Annotated in this window: 11 protein-coding genes and 2 pseudogenes; 8 read left to right on the plus strand and 5 right to left on the minus strand. The window is 72.0% G+C overall.

What is annotated here, in order from left to right:
* Positions 1 to 78 precede the first annotated feature (78 nt).
* Positions 79 to 240: pseudogene (locus tag ACGFSA_RS10575) on the plus strand (allophanate hydrolase subunit 2 family protein); the annotation flags it as partial.
* A 42-nt stretch (positions 241 to 282) separates the two neighbouring features.
* Here the strand turns inward: ACGFSA_RS10575 and ACGFSA_RS10580 are convergent.
* Positions 283 to 2,571, minus strand: coding sequence for a heavy metal translocating P-type ATPase (locus ACGFSA_RS10580; RefSeq protein ID WP_393302633.1), 2,289 nt, complete (start codon positions 2,569 to 2,571; stop codon positions 283 to 285).
* Positions 2,572 to 2,826: 255 nt separating this feature from the next.
* Between ACGFSA_RS10580 and ACGFSA_RS10585 the strand changes: the two genes are divergently transcribed.
* A complete protein-coding gene (locus ACGFSA_RS10585) occupies positions 2,827 to 3,516 on the plus strand; it encodes a copper homeostasis protein CutC (protein WP_393302636.1) in 690 nt (229 codons plus the stop codon).
* Positions 3,517 to 3,636: 120 nt separating this feature from the next.
* Here ACGFSA_RS10585 and ACGFSA_RS10590 read toward each other — a convergent pair whose 3' ends face one another.
* Positions 3,637 to 5,811 (minus strand): HelD family protein, encoded by a 2,175-nt coding sequence (locus ACGFSA_RS10590; RefSeq protein ID WP_393302639.1) that lies wholly within the window; start codon positions 5,809 to 5,811, stop codon positions 3,637 to 3,639.
* A 387-nt stretch (positions 5,812 to 6,198) separates the two neighbouring features.
* Here ACGFSA_RS10590 and ACGFSA_RS10595 point away from each other — a divergent pair.
* Positions 6,199 to 6,381, plus strand: a pseudogene (locus tag ACGFSA_RS10595) (hypothetical protein); the annotation flags it as partial.
* A 243-nt stretch (positions 6,382 to 6,624) separates the two neighbouring features.
* On the opposite strand, the gene ACGFSA_RS10600 reads toward ACGFSA_RS10595, so the two are convergent.
* Positions 6,625 to 8,268, minus strand: a complete 1,644-nt coding sequence (locus ACGFSA_RS10600) for a DNA repair helicase XPB (protein ID WP_393302642.1) — start codon at positions 8,266 to 8,268, stop codon at positions 6,625 to 6,627.
* A 168-nt stretch (positions 8,269 to 8,436) separates the two neighbouring features.
* Between ACGFSA_RS10600 and ACGFSA_RS10605 the strand changes: the two genes are divergently transcribed.
* Entirely contained in the window at positions 8,437 to 8,856 is a 420-nt protein-coding gene (locus ACGFSA_RS10605) for a hypothetical protein (RefSeq protein ID WP_393302645.1), read from the plus strand.
* Between the two features lie 20 nt (positions 8,857 to 8,876).
* Here the strand turns inward: ACGFSA_RS10605 and ACGFSA_RS10610 are convergent, their stop codons facing one another.
* Positions 8,877 to 11,336, minus strand: coding sequence for a helicase C-terminal domain-containing protein (locus tag ACGFSA_RS10610; RefSeq protein ID WP_393302648.1), 2,460 nt, complete (start codon positions 11,334 to 11,336; stop codon positions 8,877 to 8,879).
* 76 nt (positions 11,337 to 11,412) lie between these two features.
* Between ACGFSA_RS10610 and ACGFSA_RS10615 the strand changes: the two genes are divergently transcribed.
* Positions 11,413 to 12,501 carry a hypothetical protein gene (locus tag ACGFSA_RS10615; RefSeq protein WP_393302651.1) on the plus strand — a complete coding sequence of 363 codons (1,089 nt, stop codon included), beginning with the start codon at positions 11,413 to 11,415 and terminating at the stop codon, positions 12,499 to 12,501.
* Positions 12,502 to 12,651: 150 nt separating this feature from the next.
* On the opposite strand, the gene ACGFSA_RS10620 is transcribed toward ACGFSA_RS10615, so the two are convergent.
* Positions 12,652 to 13,407 carry a helix-turn-helix domain-containing protein gene (locus tag ACGFSA_RS10620; RefSeq protein ID WP_393302654.1) on the minus strand — a complete coding sequence of 252 codons (756 nt, stop codon included), beginning with the start codon at positions 13,405 to 13,407 and terminating at the stop codon, positions 12,652 to 12,654.
* A gap of 242 nt (positions 13,408 to 13,649) precedes the next feature.
* Between ACGFSA_RS10620 and ACGFSA_RS10625 the strand changes: the two genes are divergently transcribed.
* From ACGFSA_RS10625 to ACGFSA_RS10635, 3 genes are read left to right on the plus strand one after another with little or no spacing between them, the layout of a single operon-like run.
* The gene (locus tag ACGFSA_RS10625; protein ID WP_393302657.1) at positions 13,650 to 14,321 is read left to right on the plus strand and encodes a DUF4097 family beta strand repeat-containing protein; all 672 of its coding nucleotides are present in this window, start codon (positions 13,650 to 13,652) and stop codon (positions 14,319 to 14,321) included.
* 13 nt (positions 14,322 to 14,334) lie between these two features.
* Positions 14,335 to 15,297, plus strand: coding sequence for an ATP-binding cassette domain-containing protein (locus ACGFSA_RS10630; protein ID WP_393302660.1), 963 nt, complete (start codon positions 14,335 to 14,337; stop codon positions 15,295 to 15,297).
* Complete coding sequence (locus ACGFSA_RS10635; protein ID WP_393302664.1) at positions 15,294 to 16,085, plus strand: ABC transporter permease; 792 nt, start codon at positions 15,294 to 15,296, stop codon at positions 16,083 to 16,085. Before ACGFSA_RS10630 ends, ACGFSA_RS10635 begins: the two co-directional genes overlap by 4 nt.
* Positions 16,086 to 16,220 lie beyond the last annotated feature (135 nt).

Consider the following 16,220-nt stretch of genomic DNA (forward strand, 5'->3'; position numbering starts at 1 on the left):
ACGAGAGTAGATTCCCCCCGTCGTCCACGGCGAGCGGCGGGCGGGCCCGGTTACGCGGTGAGTCCGAGCGGCGGCGAGGGAAGCATTCAGGTGCCGTCGGACGGCCGCCCGGTGGTGTTCCTCAACGACCATCCGACGACCGGGGGCTACCCGGTCGTCGGTGTCGTGCACGAGACCGCACTCGCGGGGGCGGCACAGGCGGTGTCGGGAACCCGGGTGCGGTTCGTGAGCGCGGGCTGAGCACCGGCCTCGTCGGGCCGGTGCTCAGTCCTGGGACAGCCCTCAGGCCGCCGCGCGAAACCCTCGCAGCCGCAACGAGTTCCCCACCACGAACACCGACGAGAACGCCATCGCGGCCCCCGCGATCATCGGATTCAGCAGCCCTGCCGCCGCCAGCGGCAGCGCCGCCACGTTGTACGCGAACGCCCAGAACAGGTTCGTCCGGATCGTCCCCAGCGTCTTCCTCGACAGCCGGATCGCGTCCGCCGCGGCCCGCAGGTCCCCGCGGACCAGCGTCAGGTCACCGGCCTCGATCGCCGCGTCCGTGCCCGTGCCCATCGCCAGCCCCAGGTCCGCCTGGGCCAGTGCCGCCGCGTCGTTGACGCCGTCGCCGACCATCGCGACCGAACGGCCCTGTGCCTGCAGCCGCTTGACGACGTCGACCTTGTCCTCGGGCATGACCTCGGCGTACACGTCGTCCCGGTCGATCCCGACCTCCGCCGCGACCGACTCCGCGACCGCCCGGTTGTCCCCGGTGAGGAGGATCGGCGTCAGCCCCAGTGACCGCAGCCGTGCGATCGCCTCGGCGCTGGTGTCCTTCACCGCGTCGGCGACCTCCAGGACCGCCCGCGCCCCGCCGTCCCAGGCGACCGTGACGGCCGTCCGGCCCGCCGCCTCGGCGGCCGCCTTCTTCCGGGCCAGCTCTACCGGCAGATGGATCTCCCACTCGGCGAGCAGCTGCTCCCGGCCGACGAGGACCGCGTGCCCCTCGACGACGCCCTGGACGCCGAGCCCCGCGACGTTGGCGAAGTCCTCCGGTACGGGGAGTGCCGCGCCGGTCCGCTCGACCGCACCGGCGGCGACCGCCTGGGCGATCGGGTGCTCGGAGGCGTGCTCCAGGGCGCCCGCCAGCCGCAGTACCTGCGTCGCGTCGGTGCCGGGCGCCACGTGGACGTCCAGCAGCGTCATCCGGCCGGTGGTGACCGTGCCGGTCTTGTCCAGGACGATCGTGTCGACGCGACGCGTGGTCTCCAGGACCTCCGGGCCCTTGATCAGGATGCCGAGCTGCGCGCCGCGCCCGGTCCCCACCATGAGGGCGGTCGGAGTGGCGAGGCCCAGCGCGCACGGGCAGGCGATGATCAGTACGGCGACGGCGGCCGTGAACGCGGCCGTCAGACCCGCCCCGTTGCCCAGCCAGAACCCCAGCGTGCCGAGCGCGAGCGCGATGACCACGGGCACGAACACCGCGGAGATCCTGTCGGCCAGCCGCTGCGCCGCCGCCTTGCCGTTCTGCGCGTCCTCGACGAGCTTCGCCATCCGCGCCAGCTGCGTGTCGGCGCCGATCCGTGTCGCCTCGACGACGAGCCGGCCGCCCGCGTTGAGCGTGGCACCGGTGACGGAGTCCCCGACACCGACCTCGACCGGCACGGACTCGCCGGTGAGCATCGACGTGTCCACCGCCGAGGCGCCCTCGACGACTGTGCCGTCGGTGGCGATCTTCTCGCCGGGGCGGACCAGGAACCGGTCCCCGACCTGCAGTTCCGCCGTCGGGACGGTCACCTCGCGGCCGCCCCGCATCACGGTGACCTCCTTGGCGCCCAGCTCCAGCAGCGCCTTGAGCGCGGCGCCCGCCTTCCGCTTGGAGCGGGCCTCGAAATAGCGCCCGGCCAGGATGAACGCGGTGACGCCGGCCGCCGCCTCCAGATAGATGTTCCCGGCGCCGTCACTGCGGCCGATGGTCAGCTCGAAGGGGTGCGTCATGCCCGTCATCCCCGCGGTGCCGAAGAACAGCGCCCACAGCGACCACAGGAACGCGGCCGACGTGCCGAGCGAGATCAGCGTGTCCATCGTCGCCGCACCGTGCCGGGCGTTGGTCCAGGCGGCGCGGTGGAACGGCCAGGCGGCATACGTGACGACCGGGGCCGTCAGGGTCAGCGACAGCCACTGCCAGTAGTCGAACTGGAGCGCCGGGATCATCGCCATCGCGATCACCGGGACGGCGAGTACCACGGCGGTGAGCAGCCGCTGCCGCAGCGGACGGAGCTCATCGGCTTCCGCTTCGGCCACTGACGGGGCGCCTTCCCCGGCGGGGGCCGGGGGTGCGGGCTCCTGTGCGGTGTAGCCGGTCTTCTCGACCGTGGCGATCAGGTCCTGTACGGAGATGTCCTCGCCCCGGTAGCTGACCTTGGCTTTCTCCGTGGCGTAGTTGACGGTGGCGGTGACGCCGTCCATCCGGTTCAGCTTCTTCTCGATGCGGGCCGCGCACGATGCGCAGGTCATGCCGCCGATGGCGAGCTCGACCTCTGCGGTGGTGTCGGTGCCGATGCCGGTTGCGGCGGTATGCGCGGACACGGTTTCCTCCCAGGCGTTGACGGATACTGCATACCCCTAGGGGGTATCTGCTCCTGGTTCATGTATACCCCCCACCCCTATGAAGCGCAAGGGTGGATCCGGGTTCGAGAGATGGATCATGTGCGTCCGGTTGCCGGGTGCCGCTCCGGCCTCGCGTATCTTCGCGTGCGCGCCGAGGGTTCGCCTTCGCGCGACCGGCCCGTAGGCTGGCCATTGGACTAGACCTGTAGCTGCTTACCGGAGGAATGGGGTCCCATGAGCAACCGTGCAGTCCTGGAGGTGATCGCTCTCGACGCGGAGGACGCGGTCGCTGCCCGGGCGGGTGGCGCAGACCGGCTGGAGCTGGTCACCGACATGGCGTCGGACGGCCTGACCCCGTCCTGTGCGACCTTCGCGGAGATCCGCGCCGCGGTCGACATTCCGCTGCGCGTGATGCTCAGGGTGGCGGACGGATTCGCGGCCGGTGACATCGACGTGCTCGTACGCAGGGCGCGCGAGCTGCGGGCCGAGGGCGCCGATGAATTCGTCCTCGGCTTCCTGGACGCGGCGGGCCGCGCGGACCTCGTCGCCGTCGAACGGCTCGTCGCCGAGCTGGACGGCTGCCGCTGGACGTTCCACCGCGCGATCGACCACGCCACCGACCGGGACACCCTGCGCAAACAGCTGGCAGGCCTGCCGGGCCTCGACGCGTACCTCACGGCGGGATCGGCGCGCGGCGTCGACGACGGCATCCCGACGCTGCTCGCCGAGGCGGCCCACAAGGGTCAGCCCGGTTACGAGCCGCAGATCCTGGTGGGAGGCGGGCTCCGGCTCGGACACCTGCCCGATCTACTGGCCGCGGGCATCGACGCGGTGCACATCGGGGGCGCGGCCCGCCCGAAGGGCTGGGACGCGCCGGTGGACGCGGCGGCGGTACGGGAGTGGCGGGCGCGGCTCGACGCGTAGGGCGGGGGTGGGTGCGGGTGCCGGGGCCGTGCGGGTGGGCTCACCGGGGTGACCGGTTCCGTCCTCGAACGCCGGACGGGCTTGATCTCCCAGCCCGTCCAGCGTTCGAGGACGAAGCGGCTACCGGACGACCCCGGTAACCGCTGCTCGGCCCCCGAGCACCTCCGGCAGCTCCGCCGCATGCACCACCGTCAGCCCCGACACCGCACGGGTCAGCGCCACGTACAGCCGGCGCAGACCCGTGCGTTCGTCCGGTTCGCCGTCGACCACCGCCGCCGGCTCGTCCAGCACCACGTAGTCGTACTCCAGGCCCTTCGCCAGCGACGCCGGGACCAGCGTCAGCCGCGACTCGGCCGTCGTCTCCTCGCCCGGCGACAGATACGCGTGACCTGCCGCCGTCAGCGCCTGGGCCAGCACCGGGATCCGCGCGTCCGCCGCGATCAGCCCGATCGATCCCTCCCGCGTCAGCGACTCCTCGCAGGCCGCGAGCACCGCCGCGTCCAGTCCGGCCACGTCGGGCACCTCCCGTACCGCCAGCGAACCCGGCGACTCACGCACCGACTCCACTGCCGCGAGTCCCGGCGAGATCACCGGCAGCAGCCGTGAGGCGTACGCGATGACCTCCCTCGGCACACGGAAGCCCGCCGTCAGCTCCTCCACCACGGCGTCCTCCTTGCCCAGGTGGTGCAGCGCCTGCGCCCAGCTCTCCGTCGACCACGGCGTCGTCCCCTGCGCCAGGTCGCCGAGCACCGTCGCCGAACCCGTCGTGCACCGCCGTCCCACCGCCCGGTACTGCATCGGCGACAGGTCCTGCGCCTCGTCGAGGACGACATGGCCGAGCGAGTGCGTACGTGTCACCAGATCGCTCGCCTCGTCGATCAGCACCGCGTCCGCCGCCGACCACTTCGCCGACTTCACGCTGCGGGCTGCCCTTTTACCGGCTCCAGGCAGCGTCCACAGGATCGTCTTCTGCTCGTCCTCGGTGAGCAGTCCGTCCGCGTGCGCGGCCAGGAAATCCGGGTCGGAGAGGAGCCGCAGGACCAGCTTCGCCGGATCGACCGCGGGCCAGATCGCCTTCACAGCCGCCTTGACCGCCGGAGTACGGGCCACCGCGTTCTGCACCCGGTCGTCGGGCGCCTCGCCGGCCTCCTCCATCCGGACGAGGACGGCGTGCGCGATCCGCTGCGGGAGCGCCTCGTGCGCCGCGCCGTACCGCATGTCGCGGGCCAGCAACTCGGTGACCATCTCCTCCAGTTCGTACGCGGGCACCCGCCACCGCCGCGAACCGCGCACCACCATCACCGGCTCCGTCGGCAGCGTCACATGCGAACGGATCGCCCGCCGCAGCACCTCCGCCATCCGGGCGTCACCCTTGATGACGGCCGCCTCCGCCGCGTCCGATCCCCGCACCTCGACATGTGCCGCCACCAGATCGTCGACGGTCGCCTGCTTCACCTCCAGCTCACCGAGGGCCGGGAGCACCTGCTCGATGTAGTGCAGGAACGACCGGTTCGGCCCGATCACCAGCGTGCCGGTGCGGGCGAGGCGCTCACGGTGCGCGTACAGCAGATAGGCGACACGGTGCAGACCGACGGCGGTCTTACCCGTACCGGGGCCTCCCTGGACGCAGACCGTGCCGCCCAGCCCGCTACGGACGATCTCGTCCTGCTCCGGCTGGATCGTCGCCACGATGTCGCGCATCGGACCCACGCGCGGCCGCTCGATCTCCGCCTGGAGCAGCTTGCTGGTCTGCGCGGCCTCGGTGGGGTCGGTGAGGTGCTCGTCCTCGTACGCGGTCAGTTCGCCGCCGGTGTAGCCGAAACGGCGCCGCTGTCCGACGTCCTGCGGGTCCTTCCTCGAAGCCCGGTAGAACGGCTGCGAGACGGGCGCACGCCAGTCGATGACCATCGGGTCGCCGTCGGCGTCATGGACGTGGCGGCGCCCGATGTAGAACTGCTCGCCCTCCCGTCGCCCACCACCACCCTTGGCCGAGGCGCTTCGCGCCGCCCCTCTTGATGCGCCCTCGGTCTGATCCGCACCGACCCGGTGCAGATAGTCGAGACGGCCGAAGAAGAGCGGGGTGTGCGACAGATCGGCGAGCGCCTTGATGCGTTCGTCGATCTTGGCCTGCAGAACGACGGCGTTCACCCAGTTCGCGGTGACATCGCGGATGTCGAGGGCCTGCGCGTCCTCGCGCATGGCCCGCAGCGCGGCGCGGGACGCGGCGAGATGGGCGCGCTCGCGGGCCAGCGCATCGGTGGTGGTCGTGACGGTTTCGTGTTCGTGCGCGGGCACGGTGTTGCCTCCGGCTTTTGACGCAGGACGGCGGACCGCGGCTCGCACCCGGTCACGTGCCGGGGGCGATGCGGTCCGCTCGGGGATCGATCACGGGGTACGCACGCTGGTGCGCGTGCGGCTGTCGGCCGGTTTCCGTCCGGTCGGCGGCGCTCCCCCGGCTGCCGGCGAAGAGCCGGTACCACGGTGCGGGAGGCGGGCAGACCGGCGATTGTATCGACCGCGACCGGCCGGGTCGAATGAATTGGGCTGCGCGGCCCGCCCTTCGTCCACCCCTTGGCCCACCCCCGTAGGGGACGGCGTGCGACCGGAGGCCTGTGCGAAGTCCACGGGGATTCGGCCCGCGGGCCGATGCCTTCGCGGAACGGGAGCAGGACCATGGATTACATGAGCACCGTCGGCCTGAACCCACACGGCACCGGCCCCGCGCACGGCGCGACCGCGGCCACCGGTCACCCGCCCACCCACCACGTCGGCGACGCCGTGCGCGCCGTCAAGGTCTTCGCACGCGCCGCGTTCGGCGTGGCCGTCCTCGGCGAGTACGCGGAGGAGGCGGGCGTCCTCCGCCGCGACCACCGAGCACAGCACGACCACCGAGCACGCCGCGACCACCGAGCACGCCGCGACCACTGAGTACGGCACGGCCCCTGAGTACGTCGGGGCCGCTCACCGCGTGGGCGCTCCCGTCGCGGCCCCGCTGGGCCGCCGCCCGCTGGTCGGCCGCGGCCGTCGCGGTGCTGCCGGGTCTGACGATGGTCACCGGGCTGTTCCTGCTCCTGACCCTCGGCGACTGACCGGGCGGGACCGCTCGGTTCAGCCGTCCGCCAGCAGCTCGTCCGCGTCCACGATCCGGTACGCGTACCCCTGCTCGGCCAGGAACCGCTGGCGGTGCGCCGCGAAGTCCTGGTCGATCGTGTCGCGGGCGACCACCGAGTAGAACCGGGCCTCGTGCCCGTCCGCCTTCGGCCGCAGCACCCGGCCGAGCCGCTGCGCCTCCTCCTGCCGCGAGCCGAATGTGCCCGACACCTGAATGGCGACGGTCGCCTCGGGCAGGTCGATCGAGAAGTTCGCGACCTTCGACACGACGAGGACGCTGAGCTCGCCCTCACGGAACGCGTCGAAGAGCTTCTCGCGCTGCGCGTTGCTCGTCTCGCCCTTGATGACCGGGGCGCCCAGATGCTCACCCAGCTCGTCGAGCTGGTCGATGTACTGCCCGATGACGAGAGTCTGCTCGCCCCGGTGCTTGCGCACCAGCGCCTCCGTCACCTTCCGCTTCGTCGCGGTCGTCGCGCAGAACCGGTACTTCTCCTCCGCCTCGGCGGTCGCGTACGCCAGCCGCTCCGAGTCCGTCAGATTGACCCGCACCTCGACACAGTCGGCGGGCGCGATGTAGCCCTGCGCCTCGATCTCCTTCCACGGAGCGTCGAACCGCTTGGGACCGATCAGCGAGAAGACGTCCGACTCGCGCCCGTCCTCGCGCACCAGCGTCGCCGTGAGACCGAGCCGCCGGCGCGCCTGCAGGTCGGCGGTGAACTTGAAGACGGGCGCGGGCAGCAGATGCACCTCGTCGTAGATCACCAGACCCCAGTCGCGGGAGTCGAACAGCTCCAGGTGCGGGTAGATGCCCTTACGGCGGGTCGTCAGCACCTGGTAGGTGGCGATGGTGACCGGCCGGATCTCCTTGCGCGTACCGCTGTACTCGCCGATCTCGTCCTCGGTCAGCGAGGTCCGCCTCACCAGCTCGTGCTTCCACTGCCGGGCCGAGACGGTGTTCGTCACCAGAATCAGCGTGGTCGCCTTGGCCTGAGCCATCGCACCGGCCCCGACCAGCGTCTTCCCCGCACCACACGGCAGTACGACCACCCCGGAGCCGCCGTGCCAGAACCCTTCGACGGCCTGCTTCTGGTACGGACGCAGCGCCCAGCCGTCCTCGGCCAGCTCGATCGGGTGGGCCTCGCCGTCCACGTACCCGGCAAGGTCCTCGGCGGGCCAGCCCAGCTTCAGCAGCGTCTGCTTGATCTGCCCGCGCTCGGACGGGTGCACCGCCACGGTGTCCGGGTCGATCCGCGCCCCGACCAGCGGCTGGACCTTCTTCGACCGGAGGATCTCCTCCAGCACCGGCCGGTCGGTGGAGGTCAGGACCAGCCCGTGGACCGGGTCCTTGGAGAGCGTGAGGCGGCCGTACCGGGCCATCGTCTCGGCGATGTCGACGAGCAGCGCGTGCGGCACCGGGTAGCGGGAGTACTGCACGAGGGCGTCGACGACCTGCTCGGCGTCGTGCCCGGCGGCGCGCGCGTTCCACAGTCCGAGCGGCGTCAGCCGGTAGGTGTGGATGTGCTCGGGCGCACGCTCCAGCTCCGCGAACGGGGCGATCGCACGACGGCAGGCGTCGGCCTGCTCGTGGTCGACTTCCAGGAGAAGCGTCTTGTCGCTTTGGACGATGAGGGGTCCGGTCACGCGTCTCGGCCCTTTCTACGGGGGGTGGCCGCCCGTGCGGCCAAACGTCCAGTGTGCCGCATGAGCAGCAGGTGGTGCGTCGGTGTCGGCCGGCGGGACGTTGGGCCATCCGCCCGCCGCGCGGGCGGGGGATGTGTCCGTGGGCGGGGGACGTGTCATGGTCCGTGCGTGACTGATGCCGCTGCCGGGGAAACGCCCCCGGAACGAACCGTTTCCGCGCGTCCGGACGACCGCATACCGTCCGTGCTGCGCTTCTCCACCGAACTCGTCGCCTGGGTGACCACCCCCTGGGTGCTGGCCGGCCACTCGTGGCTGCTTGCCGCGCTGTCGCTGGTGGCGCTGATCGGCCTGCCGGCCGTTCTGTCCACCCCGGGTGACAAGAACAGTGTGATCGTCGCCGTGCCGGGCTGGGCCACGATCCTGATGGTGCTGGCCGAGCTGGGCGCTGCCGTCGTCTCGTCGTGGCTGCTGTGGCCGGTGTGGGCGGCCGTTCCGGTGACGCTGCTCGCGGCGGCGGCCGTGGTCACCGAGCAGCCGCGCTGGCGGTGGCTCGTCTCGCTGAACCGGGGGCTGTCCCGTCATCCCTGACGGGACAATTCTTACGCCTGTCAGGCGTCTTCGGATTCGGCCAGTTCCGCGACGCCCGTGACCCGGTGCAGCGGATAGGTGCGGATCTCGTCCGCGGTGTGGTCGTACGCCGTCACGAAGCCGCCCTCGACCCGTACCGGCGCGATGACGCGCTGGCTGGCCGCGCCGTCCGCGTTGACGTAGCCGATCCAGATCGCCGAGCCCGTCATGGCCGCCGCCTGGACGGTCGCGAGAGTCTCGGCGGAGGTCGTGCGAGGCAGTGAACCGGCCGGGGCCGCGGCTTCCTGGGCGGTGTCCTTGCGGACGACGGTGGCGGCCGTGTCCCCGGCGCGGATCGCCCGTACCGCCGCGCCCAGCAGCGTTCCGTCGGGGAGCGGCGGGCCCTCGGGGACCGGCACGGGGGGTGTACGGGGAGGGGTGCGGCGGGTGCCCGCGCGGGTGATCAGGACATCGCCCTCGGCGGACTCGGCGGCGGGCGCGTACCCCATCTCGCGCAGCCCTTCGAGCAGGGACGCCGGGTCGATCTGGGCGGCCAGCGCCGTCGGGGCGAGGCGGCGCAGGCGCAGGGTGGCCGAGCGTTTGTCGGCGAGGATCTCGCCCAGCACGGCCTCGTCGTCGCAGCGTACGTACGCGGACGCGGCGCCGATCCGCAGATGGCCGTGGCGGCGGGCGACGTCGTCGATGAGGTAGCTGAGCGGCTGCGGGACCGGCGTGCGGCTGTGTGCGGCGAGGAACGCGTGCAGATCGGCCGCGGACTGTCCGGCGTCCAGTGCGCGGCGTACGGAGCCGGGCGTGAACCGGTAGACGGTCGCGCCGCCCTTCGACTCGATGTCCGCGAGGACGGACAGCGTGTCCGCGAGGGGGCGTTCCAGCGGGCCGGGCGCGACGGCCGTCAGGTCGGCCTGCAGCAGGATGTGGTCGAGAGGCTCCGGGATGAGCGGGGCGAGCAGCGCGGCCGCCTCGGCGGGCCCGGAGTCGAGCAGGGCGCGGGACTGGGAGGAGAGCGCGCCGCGGCCGGTGATGCCGAGGAGTTCGGACTCGTTCAGTGTCCACAGGGCGATCCGGGACCGGAGGTCGGTGGTGTCCCCGGCGGACGTGGAGGCGCCGCGCAGCGGCCGTTCCCAGCGGAGCCGGGCGAGCAGCGTCTCCGGGTCCGGGGCGGTGCCGGGGTCCAGGGAGGCGAGCAGGGCCAGGATGCGGTGGCGTACCTCGGGTGCGGCCGAGCGGTCCAGTTCGGGGCCGAGCGCGGACAGGGCCCGGCCCTTGGCGTCCTGGCCGCCGACCAGACCGGAGGTGCGGGTGGCGGAGAGCCAGGCGGTCGCGAGGTGCACCCAGCGGTCCTGAGTGGGGAGTTCGGTCCAGTCGTCGTATGCGGGCGTCGGCGCGTACCGCTCGTCGGCCTCGCCGTCGGAGGCCAGCAGCCCGGCCGCGTAGGCGAGTTCGAGCCAGAACGTGGCGATCGGCTCGGACACGTCGAGGACGGACGCGGTCCGCTTCAGCTCGCGGACGCTGAGGCCGCCGGCCCGGAGCATGGCGGGGCCGCCGGCGTTCCAGCTCGTCAGGAGTTCCTCGACGGTGGACACCGCCAGATACGCCTGGCCTGCGGCCGCACTGTCCACAGACTGGGGATCACGGGCCGCGGCCGCCACGACGGCGGGCGGCAGCGGCTCCGGTACGCGGTGGGCGCGCCCGGCCCGCAGATGCAGCGCCGCCTCGCGCGGCAGGACGACGGTGCGCGTCGACACCGGCAGCAACAGCCCGCGGTCGCGCAGCCACTTCACGGGCGGGGTCGGGTTCGGGGTCACTTCCCCGTACGGCGGACCCCACACCAGCCGGTCCAGTACGGCGAGCGCCTCCATCGGCGCGGTGTCCAGCAGTTCGCCCATCCTGGTCCGGTCGGTGAACAGCGCGGCCAGCCCGGCCACGGCGGAGACCGGGTCGTGCGTGGCGGGCAGCCCGGCCGCCGCCAGGATCTCCTGCAGCCGGCCCGGCGACATGCCGGCCGTGGCCTCGGCGACGGTCGGCCCGAGACCGGTGGGGGAGGGGTGCTGCGGGGACGGTGCGAGAAGTTCGCGCGCGGTACGGACCAGCCGCAGCCGGTCATCCTCGCCCCAGACCAGGGCCTGTTCGCGCAAGGTCGCGAGGGCTCCGGGCGCCGCGTCCCGGATCGCTGAACCCGCGTCGTCGCGCTGCGCGCCGTCGTCCTGGCCGTCGCCCGTGAGGAGGGCGAGAAGAGTGTCGTACGAGGCCGGGTCGGGTGCGACCGCGAGCGCCTCCGCGGTCTGCAGGGCGAACCGGTCGAGGTGCTCCAGCGCGCGCACGACAGAGGCACGGGTGCCGGCTCTCGTCGCCAGCTGGGTGATGTCGTTCGGCACGGGAGACAGGAGGTCGGGGCGGGCACGCAGCAGCCCGGCCAGCGACTCGTCGTCCCGGGCGCGCAGCGCTTCGGCGAGCGTCCGCGGTGGTGTGGTCATCCCCATCCGTCCCACGGTAGTCGCTCCGGACAGGCCCGAGGGCGCTACCGTCGGTGCAGGGCGGCCGGAGGGGAACCATCGCGTGGGGATCGAGAGCGACCAGCTCGTCTACGACTACCTGAGCCGGGTCGGAGACCTGGCCCAGCAGCAACAGCTGCCCTCGGGTGCCCGGATGCGGCTCGTGGCGGCACTGCGCACCGAGATCGACCGGCAGCGCGGAAGCCAAGGCACGGACACGCCGGCGGCGGTGCGGCGCATCATCGGGAAGCTCGGCACGCCGGACGAACTGGTGGCCGCGGCGGCGAGGTCGGAGGACGGGACCGTGATGCTGCCGGAGGCGACGAAGGACGGGGAACGGGGCGAACCGGAGCCGCGGGGGATCCCACGCCCGCGGAGAGGAACCTTCCGGAAAGAGACTTTGCGCAAGGGCGCGTCGGAGGGGAGCCCGGGGGCCGGTGGGGTGCCCGGGGCGCGTGAGGCGCCTGAGGATTCCGGGGCCTCCGCGGCTTCTGCTGCTTCGAGGGGGGACGGGCCGTCGCCGCCGCACATGGCGGGGACGGATGAGCTCGGAGCGTCCGGGAGCGAACCCGACTGGTGGCGTATCGAGTCGGGACCGTTCGGGGACGGGGTGCGGGTTCCGGGGTTCACCGGTGGGGTGGAGATTCCGGCCCTTCTGAAACCGCCGTCGCCCGCGGGGGAAGCGGAAGCGGCTGCCGAGGATGAGGCGGAGCGGGACGGGAACGGTTCCGCTGAGGACGGCGGGAGCGAGGGTGCGCGGGGGCGGTGGCGGCCGCGGATCCGGCGGCGTGCGCCCCGGGAGAGGGCGGGGTTCCGGTTCGGCCACCCGCTGCTGCTGCTCGCCGCCGGGTTGCTGGGCACCGGTGCGGTGACGGGATCCCTGCTGGTGCTCGCGGGCGGCTGGCTGATCGCGTACAGCTCGCGCACGCTCTCCCGTGCGGAGGCGAAGCTGGCCGCGATGGGACTGCCCGGAGCGGCCGTGGCGGGCGGCCTGGTCTGGCTGTGGGGGCGGATGGACGGGCGCTGGGGCGAGCCGATCCCGGAGGACGGGATGGGGGACGTGCTGAGCGGGGTGTGGCCGGTGGTGGTGCGGGCGGCTGCGGTGGCGTCGGCGGTGTTCCTGGTGTGGCGAGCGCGTAAGCGGGTGGGGTAGGCGGGGCCCCGTTCCGGGGTTCTGTCCTCAATCGCCGGACGGGCTCGGTGTGTCCACCCGGTCCCCGGTGGCGGCCCCTCTCCGGGGCGGGGGGTCCGTCCTCAAGCGCCGGGCGGTGGCCGACGTCCCGGCGGTGGTCGCCGAGGCTGTCTATCCGTGGTCCGGGCTTGGTCGGGCGGTGTCGTTTGAGGTTGTCCCGGGTTTGGTGTGGAGGACTTCGCGGGCCTGTTCGGCGGCGCGGGTGATGCTTTCGCTGATGAAGTCGAGGAAGCGGGCGACGTTCTCCAGGCGGGTGGCGGCGGGGGAGTGGGGGCCGAGGATGGCGACGCCCTGGCGTGCGGTTTCGACGAGCTGGTCGTTGGACCGGGCGCTGGCGATCGTCGCCTGGTAGAAGAGTTCGTCGTCGACGACGTAGCGGTCGCGGCGGCGTTCGTCGCGTTCTCGGCGGACGAGGCTCTGGCTCTCCAGGAAGGCGATCGCTTTGGAGATGGACGCCGGGCTGACCTGGAGGCGCTGGGCGAGTTCGGACGCGGCGAGGCTGCCCGCGTCGGTGGTGAACAGGCAGGTCAGCACCCGGGCCGCCATCTTGGTCAGGCCCGATGCCATGAGGACGGTGGTGAACGTCTCCTCGTACTCGCGCAGCGCTTCGGCATCGCGTCCGTGGGGCTGCGGGGGCGCCTCCGACCCCCGGGGCGCGGCCTGCCTGCGCCGGTGGGCGCGGTGTTCGGTGGCGCGGTGGGCGAGGTCGGCGCGGTAGGCGGTGGGGCCGCCGTTGCGCATCACCTCACGCGTGATCGTCGAGGTCGGACGGTCGAGGCGTCTGGCGATCTCCGCGTAGGCGAGGCCGTCGGCCAGCCCCAGCGCGATCTGCTGGCGTTCCTGCTGGGTGAGTCTGCCTCCCGGCATCGCGGTCTCCTTCGTGGTCCGTGGTGTCTCCAGTATAGCGTTCACCTCTTATTCATTGCAACGAAAGAGGTGAGGATTGTTGCATTAGATTCAGAATCATTGCAACGACTTTCCAGCGTTCACCTGCATCAATGGAAATTGTACGCAACGATTCTGTTGCCGAATCTGTGAATGCAACGTAGCTTTTCCGTCATCGGAAACAGCGGGCCGAAGGGCGCGCGATGCAGGAGAAGGAGAGCACGATGCAGAAGTTCGACACCCCCGCCCCGGTCTCGGCCGTCCTCGACATCCCCGCGGGGCACATCCGGTTCATCGCCGCCGACCGGGCCGACACCACGGTCGAGGTCCTGCCCGCGGACGCCTCGAAGAGCCGCGACGTGAAGGCGGCGGAGCAGATCACAGTCGCATACGGTGACGGCGTTCTGCGGATCGAGGCCGCACCGGCGAAGAACCGGATCCTGGGCAGCTTCGGATCCATCGAGGTGACGGTCCAGCTGCCCGCCGGTTCCCGGGTCGAGGCGAAGGCGGCCAGCGCCGAGTTCCGGGGCGTGGGACGGCTCGGCGACGTCGCCTTCGAGGCCGCGCAGGGCTCGGTCAAGCTCGACGAGGTCGCGAGCGCCCGCCTCGCCCTCCTTGCCGGTGACGTCTCGGTGGGCCGCCTGGGCGGCCCCGCGGAGCTAAGCACCCAAAAGGGCGACCTCCGCATCACCGAGGCCTTGAGCGGCACGGTCGTGCTGCGCACCGAGTCCGGCGAGGTGTCGGTCGGCGCCGCCCGCGGAGTCTCCGCCTCCCTGGACGCCGGCACCACCTACGGCCGGATCCACAACGCGCTCAAGAACACCGACGGCGCCGCCGCCGGCCTGAACATCCACGCGACCACCGCCCACGGCGACATCACCGCCCGCAGCCTCTGAAGGAGCACCCCTCATGACGAACTTGGCCATCGCGGCGAACGGGCTGCGCAAGTCCTACGGTGACAAGGTCGTGCTCGACGGCATCGACCTGGCCGTCCCCGAAGGAACGATCTTCTCCCTGCTCGGCCCGAACGGCGCAGGCAAGACCACCGCCGTGAAGATCCTCTCCACCCTCATCACCGCCGACGCCGGCGAGCTGCACGTCGGCGGCCACAACCTGGCCGCCGACCCGCAGGCCGTGCGGGCAGCGATCGGCGTCACCGGCCAGTTCTCCGCCGTCGACGGCCTGATCACCGGCGAGGAGAACATGCTCCTCATGGCCGACCTGCACCACCTCACCAAGCGCGAGGGACAGCGGGTAGCCGCCGAGCTGCTGGAGCGGTTCGACCTGGCCGAGGCCGCGAAGAAGCCCGCCGCCACCTACTCCGGCGGCATGAAGCGCCGCCTCGACATCGCCATGACCCTGGTCGGCAACCCGCGGATCATCTTCCTCGACGAGCCGACCACCGGCCTCGACCCGCGCTCCCGCCACAACATGTGGGGCATCATCCGTGAACTCGTCTCCGGCGGCGTCACCGTCTTCCTCACCACCCAGTACCTCGAGGAGGCCGACGAACTCGCCGACCGCATCGCAGTACTGAGCAACGGCAAGATCGCCGCCCAGGGCACCGCCGACGAGCTGAAACGACTCATCCCCGGCGGACACGTCCGGCTCCGCTTCACCGACCCGACCACCTACCGGTCCGCCGCCTCCGCACTGCGCGAAGTCACCCGGGACGACGAGGCACTGGCGCTGCAGATCCCCAGCGACGGCAGCCAGCGCGAGCTGCGCTCCGTCCTCGACCGGCTGGACTCCGCCGGCATCGAAGCCGACGAGCTGACCGTCCACACCCCCGACCTCGACGACGTGTTCTTCGCCCTGACCGGCACCAGCGTGCCGGCCCAGAACAACCAGCCCAAGGAGACTGTCCGATGAGCTCCCTCTCCCTCGCCGTACGCGACTCCTCCACGATGCTGCGCCGCAACCTCCTGCACGCCCGGCGCTACCCGTCGCTGACCCTGAACCTGCTGCTCACTCCGGTCATGCTGCTGCTGCTCTTCGTCTACATCTTCGGCGACGTGATGGGCGCGGGCATCGGCGGCGGCGGCGCCGACCGCTCCGAATACATCGCCTATGTCGTCCCGGGCATCTTGCTGATGACCATCGGCAGCACCGTCATCGGGGCCGCGGTGTCCGTCTCCACCGACATGTCCGAGGGCATCATCGCCCGCTTCCGCACAATGGCGATCCACCGCGGCTCCGTGCTCATCGGGCACGTCGTCGGCAGCGTCCTGCAGTCGATCGCCAGCGTGGTCCTCGTCGGCGCCGTCGCCGTCGCCATCGGCTTCCGCTCCACCGACGCCACCGTCCTGGAGTGGCTCGCGGCCTTCGGACTGCTCGCGCTCTTCGCCCTGGCACTCACCTGGATCGCCGTCGGGATGGGCATGGCCAGCCCGAACGCCGAGGCGGCCAGCAACAGCGCGATGCCCCTGATCCTCCTGCCGCTCATCTCCAGCGCGTTCACCCCGATCGACGCCATGCCCGGCTGGTTCCAGCCGATCGCCGAGTACCAGCCCTTCACACCCGCCATCGAAACCCTCCGCGGACTCCTCCTCGGCACCGAGATCGGCAACAACGGATGGCTCGCCATCGCCTGGTCCATCGGCCTGGCCGCGCTCGGCTACCGCTGGTCGACCTCGAAGTTCAACCACGACCCGAAATAATCGCCATGACAACGCGGGCCACCCCCCGCAACTCGCCTCACCCCAGGGCGGCGTCCACCGACACCACGTCGGCGCACGCCGCCCGCCGACGTCCTCGGCCATCGCCGGCCGCCGACTGCCGCAAGGTGTTGGCCG

The organism is Streptomyces sp. NPDC048496 (assembly GCF_043200055.1).
In the GTDB taxonomy this organism is placed as follows: Bacteria; Actinomycetota; Actinomycetes; order Streptomycetales; family Streptomycetaceae; genus Streptomyces.

What these genes read in the sequence shown, in the direction of transcription:
- ACGFSA_RS10620 (WP_393302654.1), bottom strand. Translation starts at nt 13,407, where the DNA reads ATGCCGGGAGGCAGACTCACCCAGCAGGAACGCCAGCAGATCGCGCTG.
- ACGFSA_RS10585 (WP_393302636.1), top strand. Translation starts at nt 2,827, where the DNA reads ATGAGCAACCGTGCAGTCCTGGAGGTGATCGCTCTCGACGCGGAGGAC.
- ACGFSA_RS10630 (WP_393302660.1), top strand. Translation starts at nt 14,335, where the DNA reads ATGACGAACTTGGCCATCGCGGCGAACGGGCTGCGCAAGTCCTACGGT.
- ACGFSA_RS10635 (WP_393302664.1), top strand. Translation starts at nt 15,294, where the DNA reads ATGAGCTCCCTCTCCCTCGCCGTACGCGACTCCTCCACGATGCTGCGC.
- ACGFSA_RS10610 (WP_393302648.1), bottom strand. Translation starts at nt 11,336, where the DNA reads ATGGGGATGACCACACCACCGCGGACGCTCGCCGAAGCGCTGCGCGCC.
- ACGFSA_RS10625 (WP_393302657.1), top strand. Translation starts at nt 13,650, where the DNA reads ATGCAGAAGTTCGACACCCCCGCCCCGGTCTCGGCCGTCCTCGACATC.